Origin of the sequence: Nocardioides sp. GCM10027114, from assembly GCF_042659625.1 — a bacterium.
Taxonomy (GTDB): domain Bacteria; phylum Actinomycetota; class Actinomycetes; order Propionibacteriales; family Nocardioidaceae; genus Nocardioides.
In genome coordinates, this window is record NZ_JBHSSS010000019.1 from 109,042 (window position 1) to 129,828 (window position 20,787).

The following is a 20,787-nucleotide window of genomic DNA, read 5'->3' on the forward strand; positions in this document are numbered from 1 at the left end:
GCCGCGTGAGCGGTGACCGGGCCGGGGGGACGGGCCGCACCGACCTCCGGATGCCGCTGCTCGCGCTCGCCGCCTGGTCGGGCGGGCTGCTGGCCCGGGCGGGCTGGGAGCCGGCGGTGGCCGCCGCGCTGGTCGGCCAGGTCACGCTCGTGGTCCTCCGTCGGCGCAGCGGCGGTCAGCGGGCGCGCTGGCTCACCGCCGCGGGGATGCTGCTCGTCGGGACCGCAGTCGCCGCGGCGGCACTGCTCCGTCTCGGGCTCACGGACGCCACCCCCGTCGCGGACCTCGCGCAGGAGCGGGCGGTGGCGGTGGTCGCGTTCGACGTCTCCTCCGACCCCCGCCCGGTGGCCGGTGGCCTCGGCGGCGAGCAGCGGGTGGCGCTGCGGGCGACGGTGACGGCGGTCAGCGGTCGCGGGCTGCACCATGCGCTCCGGGCACCGGTGCTCGTGCTCGCCGACGACGGCTGGGCGGAGCTGCCCCTCGGCGCGCGGGTGGTCGCCACCGGCCGGCTGGTCCCCGCCGACGACCCGGCGCTGGCCGCGCTGCTGCTGCCGACCGGCGACCCGCAGGTGGTGGCCGGACCGGATGCCTGGTGGCGTGGCGCCGGGGCGGTTCGGGAGTCGATCCGCCGGTCGGTGGCGCACCGCCCTCCCAGCCAGGCGGCGCTGGTGCCGGCGCTCGTCGACGGCGACGACACCGGCCTCGACGCCGAGCTGGCCGAGGACTTCCGCGACACGGGGCTGACCCACCTGCTCGCAGTCTCCGGCACCAACCTGACGCTCGTCGTGGGCTTCCTGCTCGTCGTCGCCCGGTGGGGCGGGGTGCGGGGCCGCGGGCTGTACGCCGTCGCCGCGGCCGGCATCGTCGGCTTCGTCCTGCTGGCCCGGACCGAGCCGAGCGTGGTCCGCGCGGCCGCCATGGGGACGGTCGCGCTGCTGGCCATGGGCACCGACGGCCGAAGACGCGGGACGCGGACCCTGGGTGCGGCCGTGGTGGGGCTCCTGCTCGTCGACCCGACGCTGGCGGTCTCGGTCGGGTTCGCGCTCTCGGTCTCCGCCACCGCCGGGATCCTGCTGCTGGCGCCGGTGTGGCGCGACGGGCTCGCGCGGTGGCTGCCGCGCTGGGTCGCCGAGGCGGTGGCGGTGCCGACCGCCGCGCAGCTGGCCTGCACCCCGCTGGTGGCGGCCATCTCCGGGGAGGTCAGCCTGGTCGCGGTCGTCGCCAACCTTCTCGTCGCCCCGGCCGTCGGCCCCGCCACCGTGCTCGGCCTCGCCGGTGGCCTCGCCGGACTGGCGTGGCCCTGGGCGGGCTCGGTCGTCGGCACCGGCGCCGCGTGGTGCGTCGCCTGGATCGTCGCGGTCGCCCGCCGCGGTGCGGCGCTGCCGACGGCGGCGGTCGGATGGGGCGAGGGTCCGCTGGCGCTGGCGCTGCTGGTGGCGCTCACGTTCACGCTGGCCTTGTTCGGGCCCCGGCTCGTGTCCCGCCCGGCAGGCGGGATCGCGGTCACCGCGGTGATGGTGACCGCGGTGGCGGTGCGGCTCCCCACGTCCGGCTGGCCACCGACCGACTGGGTGGTGGCCGCCTGCGACGTGGGTCAGGGGGATGCGCTGGCGCTGCGGGCCGGGCCCGCCTCGGCCGTCGTGGTCGACGCCGGCCCGGACCCCGTCGCGGTCGACGACTGCCTCGACGCGCTCGGCGTCGACGAGGTGCCGCTGGTGGTGCTCACCCACTTCCACGCCGACCACGTCGACGGCCTGGCGGGTGTGCTCGGCGACCGGGAGGTCGGCGCAGTCGAGGTGACCCCCCTGGCCGACCCGCCGACGGGCGCCCGGTCGGTCGCCGACACCGCCCGTGCCCACGGCGTCGCGGTCGCGTCGGCGGCCTACGGCGGGGCCCGCCGGGTCGGCGACGTCACGCTGCAGGTGCTGTGGCCGCCGCCCGCGACACCGACGACCGGGCCCGGCGACGGCAGCACGGCCAACGACGCCAGCGTGGTCCTGCTCGCGGAGGTCGACGGCGTGCGACTGCTGCTGACCGGCGATGTGGAGCCCCCCGCGCAGGCGGCGCTGGCCCGAGCCTGGCCGGGGCTGACGATCGACGTGCTGAAGGTGCCCCACCACGGCAGCAGCCACCAGGACCTCGACTGGCTGCTCGGGCTCGGTGCCGGCGTGGCGCTGGTGAGCGCGGGGGAGGACAACGACTACGGCCACCCGTCCCCGGTGGTGCTCGACCCGCTCGAGGCGGCCGGGATCCGGGTGCTGCGCACCGACGAGGACGGCCACGGCGTCGTCACCGTGGACGACGGCGGGCTGGGCACCGTCACGTCCGGCTGAGGGCGTGCGGGCTGTCGGGTGGGGCGTCGGCACCTGTCGCCACCGTGTGCGAGGCTGTGCGCACCATGGCCCCTTCCTCCTCCCGGACCGGCTCCTCCGGCGCCACGCCCGCGCCCGACCAGGTGCTCGGTCGCGTCGTCCTCGTCACCGGCAAGGAGGAGTTCCTCGGCGAGCGCAGCGTCGAGGCGGTGCGCGACGCCGTGCGTCGCCACGACCCGGAGGCCGAGGTCTCCGAGACCCGAGGCGCGGACCTCACGCTCGCCACGCTCGGGGAGATGTCGGCCCCCTCGCTCTTCTCCAGCACCCGCTGCGTCGTGGTGCGCGGCATCGAGGACCTGCCGGAGGAGTCCGTCGAGGGCCTGCTGACCTACGCCGCCGGCCCCGTCGAGGACGTCGCGCTGGTCCTCGTGCACGGGGGCGGCCAGAAGGGGAGCGGCGTGCTGGCCAGGCTGCGCAAGCTGCCGGGGGTCGACGAGGTGAAGTCGGCGGAGCTGAAGGCCTCGGAGTTCCCCGGCTTCGTCGCCGCCGAGGTGCGACGCCACGGGGCCCGCATCGACCAGGAGGCCGCCGCCTACCTCGTCCAGGCGGTGGGGCAGGACCTCCGCTCGCTGGCGGCTGCGGCCTCCCAGCTCACCCACGACTTCCCCGGCGAGACGCTGACCTCCGACCGGGTCAAGCAGTACTTCGGCGGCCGCGCCGAGGCCAAGTCGTTCGCCGTCGCCGACGCGGCGTTCTCCGGCCGCCGCGAGGCGGCGCTGGAGGAGCTGCGCTGGGCGCTCGACACCGGCACCCCGCCGGTGCTGGTCACCAGCGCGTTCGCCGGCAGCGCCCGCGGTCTCGCCCGGCTCAAGGGCGCCCCCGGCCGGATGCGCGACGCGGACCTCGCCCGCGAGGTCGGGGTGCCGCCGTGGAAGCTGCGCACGCTGCGCGACCAGTCCCGCGGCTGGTCCGACGCCGGCATCGCCCGCGCCATCCGCGCGGTCGCGGTGGCCGACGCCGACGTCAAGGGCGCCGCGAGCGACCCGTCGTACGCGCTGGAGCGGCTGGTGCTCACCGTCACCGCCCTGCGCGACCAGCGCTGAGACCGCGCCGCCCGCCCTCATCGGCGCGCAACGTCATACGAACCGGTCGCTATTGCGACCACTTCGTATGACGTCCGGTGCCGGTCCGGCGTCGGCCGTTCTCCTCCGGGCACGCAGAAGGGCGCCGTCCCCGGTGGGGAGCGGCGCCCTCGAGCGAATGCCGTGCGGCGGAGGCTACGTCAGAGCGACGCGGCCTTCTTCGCGATGGCCGACTTGCGGTTCGCGGCCTGGTTCTTGTGGATGACACCCTTCGACACGGCCTTGTCGAGCTTGCGCGAGGCGTCGCGGGCGGCGGCGACGGCGGCGTCCTTGTCGCCACCCTCGGCCAGCTCGCGGAACTTGCGGACGGCCGACTTCAGACCGGTCTTGACGGCCTTGTTGCGCTCGTGCCGGACCTCGTTCTGCCGGTTGCGCTTGATCTGGGACTTGATGTTCGCCACTGATGCGCCTTCGTCGTTGTCGGATGGATGCTGCTGAGTTCTGGGCGGTCGGCGCAGGCGGGCGCCAGACCGACGAGCAAGGTTAGCAAGAGGCGCTCAGGCGCCCCAAATCGCAGCCGCCACCGTCACGAGACGCCGGGACGGCGGGCCGCAGCGCCGAGGAGACGACGCGGGTCCATGGTCCGCGACCGGCCCGTCGAGGGCAAGTCGGCGGCCGATCCGCGCTCGAGCGTCAGGCGCGGTCCCAGTCGCGCCGCTCGCACAGCCAGGACCAGCACACCTCGCCGTACCAGGCCTGGTGCTGCCGCAGGTACGGCGACGTCGGCGGCACCGGCTCGTCGGCCTGGCGGAGGAAGTAGCCGGTCAGCAGCGCGAGCACGGCGTCGACGTGGTCGGCCGGGACGTCGCGCAGGAGGGGCCGCTCGGCGATGACCGCCCCCACGTCGAGCCCGTCGCCGCGCGGGCCGAGCAGCGCGAAGAGGGAGTCCAGCCAGGCCGCGCCGACGACCGGCCAGTTCCAGTCGCAGAAGATCGCCCGCCCGGAGGCGTCGAGCAGCACGTTGTCGTCCCGGATGTCGGTGTGGACGAGGGTCTCGCCCCGGGTGGCCTCGGCGAAGCCGGCCGCCAGCGCCGCCGCCTCCTCGAGGTGGGGGAGGTCCGGGCGGGTGCGGCGTACGTGCTCCCAGCAGTCCGGCCAGTCGGCGAGCTCTGCCTCGAACGAGTCGAGGTCGAGGTCGGCCGGCGCCGGCGTCGCGGCCGCGGCGAGCTGCTCGAGCGAGTCGAGCACGGCGTCGAGGTCCCCGGCCCGCCACGGTCGGGCCGGGTTGCGGGCCTCGACGTGCTCGAGGCCGAGCACCACCCAGTCGTCGTCGAGCAGCCACCGCAGTCGTGGCGCCGGCAGCCCCTCGGGCAGCGCGGCGAGCTTGCGGGCCTCCTCGCGGTAGGCGTCGGCGAACAGCCGCTGTGCCTTGGCCGACGCCGCCTTCACGAAGTGGCGCGAGCCGTCCTCGCAGACCAGTACCGACGCGAAGCCGGGCGTGAAGCCGGCGCCCTGGGAGACCGCCTCGACCACCGGCGAGCCGCACTTGCGCTCGACGTACCTGCGCAGGTTCGGCGGCAGGAACTGCCACTCCAGGCGCCGCGCCGTGCCGCCGACGGGCACGGGGTAGGGGGCGACGGGTGCGGCCCTGTCGACGTCGGTGCCTGCGTCGGTGCCTGCGTCCGTGGCTGCGTCCGTGGCTGCGTCCGTGGCTGCGTCCGTGGCGGGGTCCATGGCGGGCATCCTCCCCGAGTCCCGTCGGTTCGGACACCCGGTTCCCGCGTGGAACAATGGCGCGACCGCCCCCAGACGTCGTCCCGAAAGACATCCGTGTCCCTGAACAGCGCGCCGAAGCCCGGCCACACCGATCCCGCGATCATCCGCAACTTCTGCATCATCGCGCACATCGACCACGGCAAGTCGACGCTCGCCGACCGGATGCTCCAGCTCACCGGCGTGGTCGACGAGCGCAGCGCCCGGGCGCAGTACCTCGACCGGATGGACATCGAGCGCGAGCGCGGCATCACGATCAAGAGCCAGGCCGTCCGGATGCCCTGGACCGTGACGGACGGCAACGCCGAAGGTGCGGAGCCCGGCACCTACGTGCTGAACATGATCGACACCCCCGGCCACGTCGACTTCACCTACGAGGTGTCGCGGTCGCTCGAGGCGTGCGAGGCGGCGATCCTGCTGGTCGACGCGGCGCAAGGCATCGAGGCGCAGACGCTGGCGAACCTCTACCTCGCGATGGGCGCCGACCTCCACATCATCCCGGTGCTCAACAAGATCGACCTGCCCAGCGCCAACCCCGAGAAGTACGCCGCGGAGCTGGCCGGCCTGGTCGGCTGCGACCCGTCCGACGTGCTGCGCGTGAGCGCCAAGACCGGCGAGGGCGTCGAGGGCGTCCTCAACGAGATCGTCAAGCAGACCCCGCCGCCGGTCGGCGTGGCCGACGCCCCGGCCCGCGCGCTGATCTTCGACTCGGTCTACGACACCTACCGCGGCGTGGTCACCTACGTCCGGGTGGTCGACGGCGAGCTCACCCACCGCGACCGGATCAAGATGATGTCGACCGGCGCCACCCACGAGCTGCTCGAGCTCGGCGTCATCAGCCCCGAGCAGGTCAAGGCCGACAAGATCGGCGTCGGCGAGGTCGGCTACCTCATCACCGGCGTGAAGGACGTCCGCCAGTCGCGGGTCGGTGACACCATCACCACCCAGCACGGCGGCGCGACCGAGATGCTCGGCGGCTACAAGCACCCCAACCCGATGGTCTACGCCGGTCTCTACCCGATCGACGGCGACCAGTTCGGCGACCTGCGCGAGGCGCTGGAGAAGCTCCAGCTCAACGACGCGGCGCTGACCTACGAGCCCGAGACCTCCGGTGCGCTCGGCTTCGGCTTCCGCTGCGGCTTCCTCGGGCTGCTGCACATGGAGATCACCCGGGACCGGCTCGAGCGGGAGTTCGGGCTCGACCTCATCTCGACCGCCCCCAACGTCGTCTACCACGTGACGATGGAGGACGGCACCGAGCACGAGGTCACCAACCCGAGTGAGTACCCCGAGGGCAAGATGGCCGAGGTGCGCGAGCCCGTCGTGAGGGCGACGATCCTCAGCCCCTCGGACTTCATCGGCACGATCATGGAGCTCTGCCAGGCCAAGCGCGGCAACCTCCTCGGCATGGACTACCTGTCCGAGGACCGTGTCGAGATGCGCTACACGCTGCCGATGGGCGAGATCGTCTTCGACTTCTTCGACCAGCTGAAGTCGCGGACCAAGGGCTACGCCTCGCTCGACTACGAGCGCTCCGGCGAGCAGGCCGCCGACCTGGTCAAGGTCGACATCCTGCTCCAGGGCGAGCCTGTCGACGCGTTCTCCGCGATCGTGCACCGCGACGCGGCGTACGGCTACGGCGTGATGATGGCCGGCAAGCTCAAGGACCTCATCCCGCGGCAGCAGTTCGAGGTGCCGATCCAGGCCGCCATCGGCGCCCGGGTCATCGCGCGCGAGAACATCCGCGCCATCCGCAAGGACGTGCTCGCCAAGTGCTACGGCGGTGACATCAGCCGGAAGCGCAAGCTGCTCGAGAAGCAGAAGGAGGGCAAGAAGCGGATGAAGATGGTGGGCCGGGTCGAGGTCCCCCAGGAGGCCTTCATCGCCGCCCTCTCCAACGCGCCGTCGACGGCGGAGAAGCCGAAGAAGTAGTCCTGCCCGGGGGACCACGTCCTCACAGGGCGAGCGGCTCCAGGTAGTCGGGCCGGACCACCCGGCTGCGGGGCGAGATCCTTCGGACCTCCCGCTCGAACTCCTCGAGGCGACGTGCCAGTGACGGGGTCGCGGGGCGCGGCGGGTTGGCCAGCGGGGACTCGAAGTCGTCCCAGTGGGTCGGGACCACGACGGGCGGACGGTCGAGGGCCTCGAGCAGCCGCGGCAGGTAGTCGTGGGTGGCGTCGGTCGAGGCCACCGGGGCGGCCACCACGTCGGGCCGCACGCCGGCGAGGGCGCGGTCGTCGACGTCGCTGCCGCCGAGGACGACCACAGACGGTCCCGACCGGGGGCGCACGTGGAACGCCAGCGTGTCGCCCTCGGGCAGGTCGGCGATCGTCCGCGGCCGGGGCGGCTCGGAGGTGTGGACGCCCGCGAAGAGCACCGACCACGAGGCGTTGCGGCTGTGCAGCCCCGGCAGCACGTGCACGACGTACTCGCCGAGGTCCAGCTGCTCACCGCCCCTGACAGTCGCGGTCATCGACGCCGGCACACCCATCGATCGGGCCAGCAGGGCCGTGGTGAGGGTGCCGAGGACGCGCGCACCGTCCCGGGTCGCGAGGTGCGGCACGTCGGCGAAGTGGTCCCAGTGGCCGTGCGTCACCAGGATCGTCCGGGCCTCCGGGACGAGTCGGCAGGCCTCCTCGTCGACCTCGAGCGGCGTCGCGGGATCGAAGGAGCCCGCGGCGAGGCCGGTCGGGAAGCGGCTGAGGTAGGGGTCGACGAGCAGCACGTGTCCGTCGTGCTCGAACCGCCAGCCGGTCGTGCCGAGCCAGCGCAGGTCGAGCGCCCCTCGGGGGGCTCCGGAGCGGGCGCCGGCCGAGGAGCCGAGCGCGGGTACGGCGAGCGCGCCGCCGGCGACGGCCAGCAGCGAGCGTCGGGAGGTGGTCAGGTCATGGTTCCGAGATGGGGTCACGCCCCCTGTGACGCCGCGGGTCGCTGGGAAGTTGTCCCCGCTCTGGTCACATCCGCTCGGGGGCCTCGATGCCGAGGAGGTCGAGGCCCTGCACGAGCACCCGCAGGGTGAGCGCGGAGAGCGCGAGCCGCGAGTCGCGGGTGCCGTCCTCCGGCGCCTTCAGCACGGGGCACTGCTCGTAGAACGCCGAGAAGTCCTGGGCCAGGTCGAAGAGGTACCCGCAGAGACGGTGCGGCTCGAGGTGCTCGCCCACCGCCGCCACGACGTCACCGAATCCCAGGAGCCGGACCACCAGCGCCCGCTCCGCCGGTGCGGCCACACTGATCTGCGCGGCCGCGGACGCCGGGTCGAGCCCGGCCGCGCGGAAGATGGAGCGGATCCGGGCCGCGGCGTACTGCAGGTAGGGGGCGGTGTTGCCGACCTGCGACAGCATCCGGTCGAGGTCGAAGACGTACTCGGAGTCGTGGGCCACCGACAGGTCGGCGTACTTCACCGCGCCGATGCCGACCTGCGGCGCCACGCGTGCCCGGGTGTCCTCGTCGAGCTCGGGACGGGTCTCGTCGAGGAACCGGCGCGCGCTCACGACCGCCTCCTCGAGCAGCGCCATGAGCCGGAGCGGACTGCCGGACCGGGTGCGCAGGATCTTGCGGTCCTCGCCGAGCACGTTGCCGATCTGCACGTGGACCACCTCGACGTCCTCGGGGAGCCAGCCGGCCAGCCGCGCGGTCTCCCACACCATCCGGAGGTGGAGCGACTGCGGCGCGCCGATGACGTAGAGCAGCCGGTCGCCGTCGAGGTGGCGGACCCGGTGCCGGACCGTCGCCAGGTCGGTCGTCGCGTAGCCGTAGCCGCCGTCGGACTTGCGCACGATCAGCGGGACCGGCTTGCCCTCCCGGCCGGTGTAGCCATCGAGGAAGACGCAGAGGGCGCCGTCGTCGACCGTGGCGAGCCCCTGCGCCTCGAGCTCCGCGCACACGTGCGCCAGGTCGTCGTTGTACGTCGACTCGCCGGCGAGGTCGTCGTCGGTCAGCGTCACGCCGAGCGTCCCGTAGATCCGGTTGAAGTACTGGCGGGAGAGGCCCACGAGCTTCTCCCACAGCCGTCGGGTCTCCGGGTCGCCGGCCTGCAGCGCCACGACCCGGGCCCGGGACCGGACCGCGAAGTCGACGTCGTCGTCGAACTCGGCGCGCGCCGCCTGGTAGAAGGCGTTCGGGTCGGTCTCGAGCAGGTGGGCCTCGGGGGAGTCCTCGCCGACGGCGAGGAGGTGCTCGATGAGCATGCCGAACGGCGTGCCCCAGTCGCCGATGTGGTTCTGCCGGACCACCCGGTGGCCGAGGTGCTCGAGGGTCCGGGCGAGCGCGTCACCGACCACCGTCGTGCGGAGGTGGCCGACGTGCATCTCCTTGGCCACGTTGGGGGCCGAGTAGTCGATGACCACGGTGCGCGGGTCCTGGACGGCGACGCCCAGCCGCTGGTCCGCCGCCTGGTCGGAGACGAGCGAGGCCAGCCAGTCGTCGTCGTAGACGAGGTTGAGGAAGCCGGGCCCGCTGATCTCGACGGTGGAGCACATCGAGCGGAGGTCGAGGTGCTCCACGACGCGCGTCGCCACCTCGCGGGGCGAGGCCCCGACGTGCTTGGCGAGGGCCAGCGCCGCGTTGGCCTGGACGTCGCCGTACTGGCTCGGACGGAGCACGGGGTCCTCGTCGGCGAAGCCCGGGCCCAGCGCCCGGTGGATCGCGTCGGTGAGCACGGGGGTCAGCAGGCTGGCGGGCGACGGCACGCGCACACCCTAGGTGCCGACGGCCCGCCTCACGGTCTCCCTGACAGCATGGGCGCGTGCCCGGCCCCTCCCTCGTCGTCCCCGCTGGTCTCGAGCAGCAGCGCGCGCTCGGGCCCGCGTGGTCGGACTGGCTGGACCGGCTGCCACGCCGTTACGCCGAGGTCGTGCCCGAGTGGGGCCTGGCCCCGGACGGCGCGGCGCTCCACGGGTACGCGTCGGTGGTCGTGCCGGTCCGCACCGACGAGGGGGAGTCAGCCGTGCTCAAGCTGGCCTTCGACGGCGACGACGAGTCCCTCCACGAGCACCTCGCGCTGCAGCACTGGGGCGGGCGTGGCGCGGTCCGGCTGCTCCGCGCCGACCCGTCGCGGCGCGCGCTGCTGCTCGAGCGGCTGCATCTGCGGGACCTGACGGAGACCTGGGACCTCGAGGCCTGCGAGGTGGTCGCCGGCCTCTACGGCCGGCTGCACCTGCCGGCGCCGCCGCAGCTGCGCACCGTCACGTCGTACGTCGAGCAGTGGGCCGCGGCGCTCGGGGAGATGCCGCGCAACGCGCCGATCCCCCGCCGGCTCGTGGAGCAGGCGCTCTCGCTGGCCCGCGACCTCGTGGCGGACCCGGCGAGCACCGGCCGGATGGTCCACGGCGACCTGCACTACGAGAACGTCCTCGCCGCCGACCGGGAGCCGTGGCTGGCCATCGACCCGAAGCCGATGTCGGGCGACCCGCACTACGAGCCGGCACCGATGCTGTGGAACCGCGTCGACGAGCTCGCCGGGGACCTGCGGGACGGGCTGCGGCGACGGTTCCACACCCTCGTGGACGTGGCCGGCCTCGACGAGGACCGGGCCCGGGCCTGGGTCGTGCTCCGGATGGTGCTGAACGCGCACTGGTCCGTGGAGGACGCCGGGCGGGCCGGGCGGGCCCTCGACCGCGACGAGCGGTCGTGGATCACGACCTGCATCTCGATCGCGAAGGCCGTGCAGGACTGAGCCTGCGGCTCCTCGCCGTACCTGGCGGGAGCAGCACCCACTCCCGGTAGGTGACCCCCGGACCGAGGGCAGGGGGCGGAAGTCCCTGCCCTGCGCGGGGCGCCGGCCGGTTCGCTGTCAGGACGGTTCCCAGGGAGGTGTGCCATGCGCGCGAAGGTCCTTGTCCTCGGCAGCAACTTCGCCGGCCTCACGGCTGCGCTCGGCGTGAAGCACGAGCTGCACGGCGACGTCGACGTGACGGTGGTGTCGCCCAGCGCGCGGTTCCTCTTCACACCCAGCCTCATCTGGCTCCCGTTCGGCAAGCGCAACCGCGACGACATCACCTTCCCCGTGGCGCCGACGCTGGAGTCGCACGGCGTCGACTTCGAGCACGTGGCGGCTTCGGCGATCGACCCGGTCGGGCGCGCAGTGACACTCGCGGACGGCCGCAGCCTCCCCTACGACTACCTCGTCGTCGCCACCGGCTACCGCAACGACGAGGACGCCGTTCCCGGCTTCCGCGAGAACGCGGTCACCATCACCACGCTCGGCTCCGCGGAGCGGGCGGGCGAGGAGTGGCAGCGGTTCCTCGACGACCCCGGAGACGTGGTGGTGGCCGCCACCCAGGGGACCGGGTGCTTCGGCGCTGCGTACGAGTTCCTGTTCAACACCTCCTACCAGCTCCGCCGCGCCGGCCTGCACCGGGACGTCAGGCTCACCTACGTCACCGCAGAGCCGTTCCTCGGCCACTTCGGCATCGGCGGGCTGCCGCACGGGGAGCAGCTGCTCGGGATGTTCCTCCGCAAGGAGGGGATCGAGAGCCGGCTCAACACCGCCGTCGGCACCGTCGACGAGCGGGCCCTGGTGCTCGGCGACGGCGAGCGGCTTCCGTTCCGCTACGCCATGGTGGTGCCGCCGTTCGTCGGCCAGGGGTTCCTGCGCGGGACCGACGACCTGGCGGACGAGCACGGGTACGTCCCCGTCCGGCCGACTTACCAGACCGAGAAGTACGACGACATCTACGCCGTCGGTGCCGCCGCCGCCGTGACCGTGCCGTGGCAGACACCGTTGCCCGTGGCGGTCCCCAAGACGGGGTTCCCGACGGAGACGCAGGCGCACGTCGCCGCAGCCAACATCGCCGCCCACGTCCGCGGCGACCAGCCGACGGAGCGCAAGGAGTTCGGGGACGTCAAGGCTGTGTGCGTCATGGACGCCGGCAACAACGGGGTCCTGATCCTCGCCGACAAGATGTTGCCGCCGCGCAAGCACGGCGTCCTCGTGCCCGGGCCCCAGGCCCACCTGATGAAGCTGGCGTTCGAGAAGTACTTCCTCTGGAAGATGCAGCACGGCTACGTGCAGCTGCCCTGACTGTGGCGCGCGGACTCGCGTGCGCCCGCAGCGGGCCACGGCCGCGGTCCGGTGAGAGGATGCGCGCGTGGTCGCCGTTCCCCGACTGGTCTCCGTCAACGTCGGCACGCCCCGGGAGCGGGAGTGGGCCGGCATCGGCCGCACGTCCATCGAGAAGCGCCCGGTCGCGGGACCGGTGGCCGCGCGCCGGCTCGGCCTCGAGGGCGACCGGGTCTCCGACACCAAGCACCACGGGGGCGTCGACCAGGCGGTCTACGCCTTCGCGCGGGAGGACCTCGACCACTGGGTCGAGGTCCTCGGCCAGGCGATCCCGAGCGGCCACTTCGGCGAGAACCTCACCACCGCCGGAATCGACGTCAACGAGGCCGAGGTGGGGGAGCGGTGGCGGGTGGGGTCCGTGCTGCTCGAGGTCGCGTCGGTCCGGATCCCCTGCAACGACTTCAGGCGCTGGCTCGGCGTCACCGGCTACGACGACACCGCCTGGGTGAAGCGGTTCACCCAGGCGGGCCGGCCGGGCCCCTACCTCCGGGTGCTCGAGGAGGGTGCGCTGGCCGCCGGCGACGCGATCGAGGTGGTGCACCGGCCCGGCCACGGCGTCACGGTGACCACCATGTTCCGCGCCCTCACCACACGGGCGGACCTGCTGCCCGGGCTGCTGCGGGTCACGGGCCTGGTCGACGAGGCCCGCGAGAGGGCCGAGCGGTACGTCGCGCGTGGGGCGCCCGCGGGCGGCTGACCCCGACGTAGCGTGGGGGCAGGCGCCGCCGACCGGCGGTCGCCGCCCACCCGAGCGGGAGGAGCAGCATGCTGGACAGCCCGACCCCGGTGCAGCTCGAGGAGCTCCACGGCGCGCACAACTACCACCCGCTGCCGGTGGTGGTGTCCCACGGCGAGGGCTCGTGGGTGTGGGACGACGAGGGGCACCGCTACCTCGACTTCCTGGCCGCCTACTCCGCGCTCAACTTCGGCCACCGGCACCCCGACCTGGTCGCTGCGGCCAGGGAGCAGCTCGACCGGCTGACACTGACCAGCCGCGCGTTCCACCACGACCTGCTCGGACCGTTCTGCGCCGAGCTCGCGTCGCTCACCGGCAAGGACATGGTCGTCCCGATGAACTCGGGCGCCGAGGGCGTGGAGACCGCGCTCAAGGTGGTGCGCCGCTGGGGCTACGAGGTGAAGGGCGTCCCCGAGGACCGGGCGACGGTCGTGGTGATGCACGGCAACTTCCACGGCCGCACGATCAGCATCGTCAGCTTCTCCGACGACGAGGTGGCCCACGACCACTACGGGCCCTACACGCCCGGCTTCCGCGCCGTCCCGTACGGCGACGCCGACGCGGTCGCCGCGGCCGTCGACGAGACGACCGTCGCGGTCCTCGTCGAGCCGGTGCAGGGCGAGGCGGGCGTGGTCATCCCGCCCGAGGGCTACCTCGCCGCTGTACGCCGCACCTGCGACGAGCAGGGCGTGCTCATGGTCGCCGACGAGGTGCAGTCGGGGCTCGGCCGCGCCGGCGCCACGTTCGCGTGCGAGCGCGAGGGCGTCGTGCCGGACGTGTACGTCCTCGGGAAGGCGCTCGGCGGCGGCATCATGCCGCTGTCGGCGGTGGCCGCCGACCGTGACGTCCTCGGCGTGCTCACGCCAGGCAGCCACGGCAGCACGTTCGGCGGCAACCCGCTCGCCGTCGCGGTCGGCCGCGCCGTGATCCGGCTGCTCCGGACCGGGGCGCCGCAGCGCCGGGCGGCCCAGCTCGAGCCGGTGCTGCGCGAGGGCCTCGAGCCGCTGCTCGGGCACGGGCTCGTGGACCTGCGGGTCCGGGGCCTGTGGGCCGGCCTCGACCTCGACCCGGCCCTGGGCACCGGACGCGACCTGTGCGAGGCGCTGGCGGAGCGCGGGGTGCTGGTCAAGGACACCCACGGCTCCAGCATCCGGCTGTCGCCGCCGCTGACCATCGACCCCGCCGACCTGGCGTGGGGGCTGGAGCAGGTGCGCGGCGCGGTCGCCGACCTGGCCGGGGCGGCAGCGCGGCCCGCGACGGTGGACGTCGAGGCTGCCGATGAGGCGAGCGGCGACGGTGCGGCGGGTCACGATCGCGTCTCGATGTGACGAGTTGCACCTTCTGGCGGGGGTTTGGCTACCGCAGCGTAACTCCGTGGTCTAGGTTGACGGCCTAGACGTGTGGCGCACGCCGCACGGCCGCCGAACCCAGAGCGAGCGCAGGAGTGTCATGCCGATCATCACGGACACGAGCTTCCTCGAGAAGCTGGAGCCGAACGTCGCGGTGCTGTTCCACGAGCGGGTGAAGAAGTCGCCTCACGCCGAGGCCTTCCGCTACCCCGAGGGGGACTCGTGGACGTCGGTCACGTGGAAACAGGCCGGCGACGAGGTGGCGCGGCTGGCGGCCGGCCTCCTCTCCCTCGGCCTCGACATGGAGGAGCGGGTGGGCATCGCGTCCAACACCCGCTACGAGTGGATCCTCGCGGACCTCGCCGTCATGTGCGCCGGTGGCGCCACCACCACCGTCTACCCGTCCACCAACGTCGAGGACACGGCGTACATCCTCAGCGACTCCGACTGCCAGGTCGTCTTCGCCGAGGACGACGAGCAGCTCGCCAAGCTCCTCGAGCGCCGCGCGGAGCTGAAGAACGTCAAGAAGGTCGTGACCTTCGCCGGCAAGTCGGACGGCGACTGGATCATCGGCATGGACGAGCTCGCCAAGCTCGGCGACGACTACCTCGCCGAGCACCCCGGCGTCATCGAGGAGAAGGCCGCGGCGATCCAGCCGGACCAGCTCGCGACGCTGATCTACACCTCCGGCACCACCGGCCGCCCGAAGGGCGTCCGGCTGCGCCACCGCTCCTGGGTCTACGAGGGCGCCGCGATCAAGGTGCAGGACATCCTCCACGAGGACGACCTGCAGTTCCTGTGGCTGCCGATGGCCCACTCGTTCGGCAAGGTCCTGCTCTCCACCCAGCTCGCCTGCGGCTTCGCCACCGCCATCGACGGTCGCGTCGACAAGATCGTCGAGAACCTCGGCATCGTGAAGCCGACCTTCATGGGCGCGGCGCCGCGCATCTTCGAGAAGGCCCACGGCCGCATCGTCACCATGGCCGAGGGCGAGGGCGGCGCCAAGGCCAAGATCTTCAAGCAGGCCTTCAAGGTCGGCCTCGAGGTCGACAAGCTCAAGGCTGCCGGCAAGCCGATCCCCATGGGCCTCAAGCTCCAGCACGGCCTGTTCGACAAGCTCGTCTTCAGCAAGATCCGCGACCGCTTCGGTGGCCGGGTCCGCTTCTTCATCTCGGGCGCGGCCGCGCTCAACTCGGAGATCGCGGAGTGGTTCCACGCCGCGGGCATCCTGATCCTCGAGGGCTACGGCCTCACGGAGTCCTCCGCCGGCTCGTTCGTGAACCACCCCTCGAAGTACAAGTACGGCACCGTCGGTCCGGTCATGCCGGGCAGCGAGGTCAAGCTCGGCGACGGCGACGAGGTCATGATCAAGGGCCCCGGCGTCATGGACGGCTACCACAACCTCCCCGACGAGACCGCCAAGGCGCTCACCGAGGACGGCTGGCTGCGCACCGGTGACAAGGGCGCGCTCGACGAGGACGGCTTCCTGACCATCACCGGTCGCATCAAGGAGCTCTTCAAGACCTCCGGCGGCAAGTACATCGCCCCGCCGGCGATCGAGTCGAAGTTCAAGGCGATCTGCCCCTACGCCAGCCAGTTCATGGTCTTCGGCGACGAGCGGAACTTCTGCGTCGCGCTGATCACGCTCGACCCCGACGCCATCGCCGGCTGGGCCGCGGAGAACGGCATGGAGGGCAAGGACTACACCGACATCGTGCGGTCCGACAAGTGCCGCGAGATGGTCGGCGGCTACGTCGACGAGCTCAACACCCGGCTCAACCGCTGGGAGACCATCAAGAAGTGGGAGCTGCTCGACCACGACCTCACGGTCGAGTCCGGCGAGCTCACCCCGTCGATGAAGGTCAAGCGGAACATCGTCCAGGAGAACCACAAGGACACCATCGAGTCGTTCTACGCCTGAGCGGCGAGCGACCACGGTCGGAGGGGCGTCGGCGGTGCCGGCGCCCCTCTGCCGTGCCCGGGTCCGTGCCCTTGTGCGGGCCGTGATGGACTGGTGGCGTGCCGTCCGCCCTGCCCCCCGGTGACCCGGCGCCCGCCGACGGCGCGCTGCCCCCTCAGGCGCTGCACGGCCTCGGCGACCGGCCCTTCGGGGTCTACCTCCACGTCCCGTTCTGCACCGTCCGGTGCGGCTACTGCGACTTCAACACCTACACCGCCGACGAGCTCGGGCCCGGCGTCTCCCGGGCGACCTACGCCGACTCCGTCGTCGCCGAGCTCCGGCTCGCCCGGAAGGTGCTCGGGACCGACGTGCCGGTCTCGACGGTGTTCCTCGGCGGCGGCACCCCGACGCTGCTGCCGCCGGCGGACCTGGCACGGATGCTGCGGGCCGTCGACGACGAGCTGGGGCTGGCGCCAGGCGCCGAGGTGACGACCGAGGCCAACCCCGACAGCGTCGACCCGGCCGGGCTCGCGCAGTTGCGGGAGGCCGGCTTCACCCGCATCTCCTTCGGCATGCAGTCCGCTCTGCCGCACGTGCTGGCGACGCTGGACCGCACCCACGACCCGGAGCGGGTGCCGCAGGCGGTCGCCTGGGCGCGAGAGGCCGGCTTCGACCAGGTGAGCCTCGACCTGATCTACGGGACGCCGGGGGAGTCGCTCGCCGACTGGGAGACCTCGCTCGACGCGGCGTTGTCCTCCTCGCCGGACCACGTCTCGGCGTACGCCCTGATCGTCGAGGACGGGACCGCCCTGGCCCGGCAGATCCGCCGGGGCGAGCTGCCGATGCCCGACGACGACGACCTCGCCGACAAGTACGAGCTCGCCGACGACCGGCTGACGGCTGCCGGGCTGCACTGGTACGAGGTCTCCAACTGGGCCCGTGACGAGGCCGCGCGGTGCCGCCACAACGTCCTCTACTGGAAGGGCGCCGACTGGTGGGGAGCCGGGCCCGGGGCCCACTCCCACGTGGCGGGGGTGCGGTGGTGGAACGTCAAGCACCCCGCGGCGTACGCGCAGCGACTCGCTCAGGGGGCCAGCCCGGCGCACGCACGCGAGGTCCTCGACGAGGAGACCCGCCGGGTCGAGCGGGTGCTGCTCGAGGTCCGGCTGCGTGACGGTCTGCCGCTGTCCGTCCTCGACGACGCGGGACGCGCGGCCGTGCCCGGGATCGTCGAGGCCGGCTTGCTGGGGGCGGAGGGGGACCGGCTCGTCCTCACCCGGCGCGGCCGGCTGCTCGCCGACGCGGTCGTGCGTGACCTGGTGCCGTGAGTCGTCGCGGGTCGGGCCGACGCCGGCCGGGCCGGAGCGTCAGCGCACCATCCGGATCGTCAGCGGGTAGCGGTACAGCTCGCCGTTGACCGACTTCACCGACCCGATGATGGTGAACACCAGCCACCAGGCGATGAACACGACGACCGCCGGGATCACCAGCAGCACCCCGAGGCCGAACGTGACGACCGACAGGACCACGCCGACGACGCCGCCGACGACCCCGTAGATCAGCATCGAGAGCTGGAAGTTGAGCGACTCCGTCGCCTGGGCGCGGACGTACGCCGACTGGTTGCCCTTCGCGAGCAGCACCAGCAGCGGGCCGAGGAAGGCCATCGCCACCCAGGCCCCGACCAGCGCGCCCCAGTGAGCGGCGCCGCCCCAGGTGATCTCGTCAGGCGTGGGGCTCCCGGCCGGCTGTCCCTGGGGGGACTGCCCGTACGGCGGCTGCCCGCCCTGGCCGTAGCCGCCGTAACCGCCCTGGCCGTAACCGCCCTGGCCGTAACCGCCCTGGCCGTAACCGCCCTGGCCGTAACCACTCTGGCCGGACCCGCCCTGGCCGTAGGGCTGCTCGGGCGGCGGCGGACCGTAGGGATCGCTCATGCTCCGCAGCCTAGCCAGCGAGGGCGCCCGACTCGACGGAAGTGGGGCCGGGCGGGTCCTCAGTCGGGGGCGGTCACGAAGTCGATGAGCTCCTCGACCCGGCCGAGCAGTGCCGGGTCGAGGTCCTGGAAGCCCCGGACCCCGCCCAGGACGTGCTTCCATGCCCGGGCGATGTCGGCCTGGTCCCGGTGGGGCCAGCCGAGCCGCTGGCAGGTGCCCTTCTTCCAGTCCTCGCCGCGCGGCACCTTCGGCCACGCGCCGATGCCGAGCCGAGCCGGCTTGACCGCCTGCCAGATGTCGATGAACGGGTGGCCGACGATGAGCACGTGGGGACCGATCGCGGACTTCGCGATCTCCTGCGCGATCCGGCTCTCCTTCGAGCCCGGGACGAGGTGGTCGACCAGCACGCCGACCCGCCGACCGGCGCCGGGCCGGAAGTCGCGCAGGTGCTCGGCGAGGTCGTCGACGCCGCCGAGGTACTCGACGACGACCCCCTCGATCCGCAGGTCGTCGCCCCACACCTTCTCGACGAGCTCGGCGTCGTGGCGGCCCTCGACGTAGATCCGGCTCTGCCGGGCGACCCGCGCCCTGGCGCCGTGGACCGCGACGGAGCCGGATGCGGTGCGGGTCGGCTTCGCCGGCGCCGGTCGGTTGACGGGGGCCGTCAGGATGACGGGCCGGCCCTCGAGCAGGAAGCCCGCCCCGAGCGGGAAGGTCCGCCGCCGGTTGCGGCGGTCCTCGAGCGTGACGGTGTGCAGGTCCCGGTCGACCGCGACGATCTCCCCGCACCAGTCGGTGGTCACCTCCTCGACCACCGCCCCCAGCTCGGCGGGCGCCTCCACGGCGCGGCCCCGCTTGGGGGCCTTCCAGTCGGTGGCCAGGACGTCGGAGCCGTAGCGGTCGCGCGGGGAAGTCACCCGCCCAACGCTAGGCGCTCGTCCCGCGCGTCCCGGCGACCACGCGCCGTACTCCCACGAAGTGGCGCACATGGCCCCGCGAGGTGGCGCACTCGGTCCTGTACGCACGGCCACCCGCGCCACCTCGGCGGGCCAACCGTGCCACCTCGCGGGTCAGTGGCGGGGCGGGGTGTCCTGGCTGATGCCGGTGGGGTAGCCGCCGCCGTGCAGAGTGCGATGGGTGTGGTACGACGCGGGGACGTCGGTCCGGGCCGGGGACTTGTGCCAGCCGGCCCACTCGGCCGCCGAGACGACGCCGACGACGGCGACCGACACGATCACGGACGTGACGAGCGACAGCTCCACCACACCGTGCAGGACGGCGGCGACGACGGCCATCGCCAGCAGCGTCAGCCCGAGGTGAAGGACGGCGTGGACACGACGTGACACGGCCATGAGGAACCCCCGATCTCCCGGCAAGGGGCCGCGGCAGGCCCCTGCTCCACGGGAAGTATGCCCGGACCTGCAAGGTCCTACTCCTCCCGGAGCGGGAGGGCGTGCGTCAGTCCTCGAGGTCCTCGTCGTCCCACTGCTCGGCGGGCTTGCCGCCGTCGAGCAGGTCGAGGTCGTCGACCTCGGCGTCCTCCTCGTCGAGGTCCCGGGCGAGCGGGTTGTCCTCGGTCGGCTGCAGGTCCTCGGGGAGCTGGTCGTCGCTGATGTCGCCGGGCTCGGGGTTGTCGCTGCGCTCGGCGTTCTCGGTGTCCTCGGGGCTGTCCGGGTTGCTCATGTCCGGACGGTACCCACCCGCGGGCCGCTCCACCCGTCGGATCGGGGCGGCCGTCAGATCAGCGGCAGCCGCTTCTGGCTGCGGGGCAGGTGCTCGTAGCCGCGGCGGACGGCCTCGGCGAGACCACCTGCCGGGAACGGCCACTCGGCGGCGTCGAGCGCCTCGGCGACCGGCACCCCGCGGCCGGCCAGGTCCCGGACGGTCTCGGCGACGATGCCGATCTCGTTGCGCTGCTGCTCGACGAAGTCGCGGTCCACCGGTGCGCCGTGCCCCGGCACCACCACGCTGCCGGAGGTGAGCAGCCCGAGGGCGATGTCGAGGCTCAGGGGCCACTCCAGCGGCCAGGAGTCGTCGCCGTACGACGGGGGAGCGGACTCCTCGACGAGGTCGCCGGCGAGCAGCACGTCGGCGTCCGGCACCCGCACGACCAGGTCGCCCCCCGTGTGGCCGCGGCCGGGGTGGACCAGCTCGACCGCGCGGTCGCCGAGGTCGAGCACCCGGGCGGAGGAGAACGTCCGGTCCGGCAGGGCCAGCCGGGTCGCGGCGACCTCGGCGGCGTGCGGCTCGGCGGGGTCCTCGGCCAGCCGGCGCTGCACCTCCGGGCCCCACTGCTCGAGCTCCACCGCGGCGGTCTCGTGGGCGTGCACCGGCACCGCGCCGTACGCCGTGAGCACGGCGTCGTTGCCGAACGCGTGGTCGTAGTGCCAGTGGGTGTTGACGACGGCCACCACCTCGCCGGCCCCGAGCCGGCGCACGCCCTCGAGCATCGACCGCGCCGCGGCCGTCGAGCCGAGGGTGTCGACCAGCAGCACGCCGCGCCCGCCGCCGACCGCGGTGACGTTGACGTCGCACCACTCGTGGCGGGCGACCCAGACCCGGTCGGCGACCTCGGTGAACCGGCTCACGGAAGCATCGCCCATGCGCAGGAGACTAGTAGGATTGGCACTCAGTCGAGACGAGT

18 protein-coding genes are annotated in these 20,787 nt (G+C 73.3%); 9 read left to right on the top strand and 9 right to left on the bottom strand.

Features of this window, described 5'->3' with window-relative positions; translation table 11 throughout:
• The first annotated feature begins 5 nt into the window (after positions 1–5).
• Both ACFP2E_RS08840 and holA read left to right on the top strand, forming a co-directional pair.
• Positions 6–2,333 carry a ComEC/Rec2 family competence protein gene (locus tag ACFP2E_RS08840; RefSeq protein WP_378523265.1) on the top strand — a complete coding sequence of 776 codons (2,328 nt, stop codon included), beginning with the start codon at positions 6–8 and terminating at the stop codon, positions 2,331–2,333.
• A gap of 65 nt (positions 2,334–2,398) precedes the next feature.
• Positions 2,399–3,415, top strand: coding sequence for a DNA polymerase III subunit delta (gene holA / locus ACFP2E_RS08845; RefSeq protein WP_378523266.1), 1,017 nt, complete (start codon positions 2,399–2,401; stop codon positions 3,413–3,415).
• Positions 3,416–3,594: 179 nt separating this feature from the next.
• On the opposite strand, the gene rpsT is transcribed toward holA, so the two are convergent.
• Both rpsT and ACFP2E_RS08855 read right to left on the bottom strand, forming a co-directional pair.
• Positions 3,595–3,855: a 30S ribosomal protein S20 gene (gene rpsT, locus ACFP2E_RS08850; protein ID WP_378523267.1), complete on the bottom strand. Its 261-nt coding sequence runs from the start codon at positions 3,853–3,855 to the stop codon at positions 3,595–3,597.
• Between the two features lie 232 nt (positions 3,856–4,087).
• Positions 4,088–5,128 carry a phosphotransferase gene (locus tag ACFP2E_RS08855; RefSeq protein WP_378523268.1) on the bottom strand — a complete coding sequence of 347 codons (1,041 nt, stop codon included), beginning with the start codon at positions 5,126–5,128 and terminating at the stop codon, positions 4,088–4,090.
• Between the two features lie 102 nt (positions 5,129–5,230).
• Between ACFP2E_RS08855 and lepA the strand changes: the two genes are divergently transcribed.
• Positions 5,231–7,099: a translation elongation factor 4 gene (lepA, locus tag ACFP2E_RS08860; RefSeq protein WP_378523437.1), complete on the top strand. Its 1,869-nt coding sequence runs from the start codon at positions 5,231–5,233 to the stop codon at positions 7,097–7,099.
• A 22-nt stretch (positions 7,100–7,121) separates the two neighbouring features.
• Here the strand turns inward: lepA and ACFP2E_RS08865 are convergent, their stop codons facing one another.
• Together ACFP2E_RS08865 and argS are read right to left on the bottom strand one after the other, a co-directional pair.
• A complete protein-coding gene (locus tag ACFP2E_RS08865) occupies positions 7,122–8,075 on the bottom strand; it encodes an MBL fold metallo-hydrolase (protein WP_378523269.1) in 954 nt (317 codons plus the stop codon).
• Positions 8,076–8,121: 46 nt separating this feature from the next.
• Entirely contained in the window at positions 8,122–9,825 is a 1,704-nt protein-coding gene (argS, locus tag ACFP2E_RS08870; protein WP_378523438.1) for an arginine--tRNA ligase, read from the bottom strand.
• 86 nt (positions 9,826–9,911) lie between these two features.
• On the opposite strand from argS, the gene ACFP2E_RS08875 reads away from it, so the two are divergent.
• From ACFP2E_RS08875 to hemW, 6 genes are all read left to right on the top strand, one after another.
• Positions 9,912–10,841: an aminoglycoside phosphotransferase family protein gene (locus ACFP2E_RS08875; RefSeq protein WP_378523270.1), complete on the top strand. Its 930-nt coding sequence runs from the start codon at positions 9,912–9,914 to the stop codon at positions 10,839–10,841.
• A gap of 144 nt (positions 10,842–10,985) precedes the next feature.
• The gene (locus ACFP2E_RS08880; RefSeq protein ID WP_378523271.1) at positions 10,986–12,188 is read left to right on the top strand and encodes an NAD(P)/FAD-dependent oxidoreductase; all 1,203 of its coding nucleotides are present in this window, start codon (positions 10,986–10,988) and stop codon (positions 12,186–12,188) included.
• Positions 12,189–12,255: 67 nt separating this feature from the next.
• The gene (locus tag ACFP2E_RS08885; RefSeq protein WP_378523272.1) at positions 12,256–12,924 is read left to right on the top strand and encodes an MOSC domain-containing protein; all 669 of its coding nucleotides are present in this window, start codon (positions 12,256–12,258) and stop codon (positions 12,922–12,924) included.
• 68 nt (positions 12,925–12,992) lie between these two features.
• Positions 12,993–14,291 (top strand): ornithine--oxo-acid transaminase, encoded by a 1,299-nt coding sequence (gene rocD / locus ACFP2E_RS08890; RefSeq protein ID WP_378523273.1) that lies wholly within the window; start codon positions 12,993–12,995, stop codon positions 14,289–14,291.
• 121 nt (positions 14,292–14,412) lie between these two features.
• Positions 14,413–16,233: an AMP-dependent synthetase/ligase gene (locus ACFP2E_RS08895; protein WP_378523274.1), complete on the top strand. Its 1,821-nt coding sequence runs from the start codon at positions 14,413–14,415 to the stop codon at positions 16,231–16,233.
• A gap of 98 nt (positions 16,234–16,331) precedes the next feature.
• Positions 16,332–17,540, top strand: coding sequence for a radical SAM family heme chaperone HemW (hemW, locus tag ACFP2E_RS08900; protein WP_378523275.1), 1,209 nt, complete (start codon positions 16,332–16,334; stop codon positions 17,538–17,540).
• A 39-nt stretch (positions 17,541–17,579) separates the two neighbouring features.
• Here hemW and ACFP2E_RS08905 read toward each other — a convergent pair whose 3' ends face one another.
• From ACFP2E_RS08905 to ACFP2E_RS08925, 5 genes are all read right to left on the bottom strand, one after another.
• Positions 17,580–18,143 carry a DUF4870 domain-containing protein gene (locus ACFP2E_RS08905; RefSeq protein WP_378523276.1) on the bottom strand — a complete coding sequence of 188 codons (564 nt, stop codon included), beginning with the start codon at positions 18,141–18,143 and terminating at the stop codon, positions 17,580–17,582.
• Positions 18,144–18,202: 59 nt separating this feature from the next.
• Positions 18,203–19,060 (bottom strand): DUF3097 domain-containing protein, encoded by an 858-nt coding sequence (locus ACFP2E_RS08910; RefSeq protein WP_378523277.1) that lies wholly within the window; start codon positions 19,058–19,060, stop codon positions 18,203–18,205.
• A gap of 153 nt (positions 19,061–19,213) precedes the next feature.
• Positions 19,214–19,495: a hypothetical protein gene (locus tag ACFP2E_RS08915; protein ID WP_378523278.1), complete on the bottom strand. Its 282-nt coding sequence runs from the start codon at positions 19,493–19,495 to the stop codon at positions 19,214–19,216.
• Positions 19,496–19,601: 106 nt separating this feature from the next.
• The gene (locus tag ACFP2E_RS08920) at positions 19,602–19,826 is read right to left on the bottom strand and encodes a hypothetical protein (RefSeq protein ID WP_378523279.1); all 225 of its coding nucleotides are present in this window, start codon (positions 19,824–19,826) and stop codon (positions 19,602–19,604) included.
• Between the two features lie 53 nt (positions 19,827–19,879).
• Positions 19,880–20,746 carry an MBL fold metallo-hydrolase gene (locus tag ACFP2E_RS08925; RefSeq protein ID WP_378523280.1) on the bottom strand — a complete coding sequence of 289 codons (867 nt, stop codon included), beginning with the start codon at positions 20,744–20,746 and terminating at the stop codon, positions 19,880–19,882.
• Between the last annotated feature and the right edge of the window lie 41 nt (positions 20,747–20,787).

Coding starts and splice junctions, on each gene's coding strand:
- ACFP2E_RS08905 (WP_378523276.1), bottom strand. CDS start 18,143: ATGAGCGATCCCTACGGTCCGCCGCCGCCCGAGCAGCCCTACGGCCAG.
- ACFP2E_RS08920 (WP_378523279.1), bottom strand. CDS start 19,826: ATGAGCAACCCGGACAGCCCCGAGGACACCGAGAACGCCGAGCGCAGC.
- ACFP2E_RS08880 (WP_378523271.1), top strand. CDS start 10,986: ATGCGCGCGAAGGTCCTTGTCCTCGGCAGCAACTTCGCCGGCCTCACG.
- ACFP2E_RS08925 (WP_378523280.1), bottom strand. CDS start 20,746: ATGGGCGATGCTTCCGTGAGCCGGTTCACCGAGGTCGCCGACCGGGTC.
- ACFP2E_RS08915 (WP_378523278.1), bottom strand. CDS start 19,495: ATGGCCGTGTCACGTCGTGTCCACGCCGTCCTTCACCTCGGGCTGACG.
- holA (WP_378523266.1), top strand. CDS start 2,399: ATGGCCCCTTCCTCCTCCCGGACCGGCTCCTCCGGCGCCACGCCCGCG.
- ACFP2E_RS08855 (WP_378523268.1), bottom strand. CDS start 5,128: ATGGACCCCGCCACGGACGCAGCCACGGACGCAGCCACGGACGCAGCC.
- rocD (WP_378523273.1), top strand. CDS start 12,993: ATGCTGGACAGCCCGACCCCGGTGCAGCTCGAGGAGCTCCACGGCGCG.
- ACFP2E_RS08895 (WP_378523274.1), top strand. CDS start 14,413: ATGCCGATCATCACGGACACGAGCTTCCTCGAGAAGCTGGAGCCGAAC.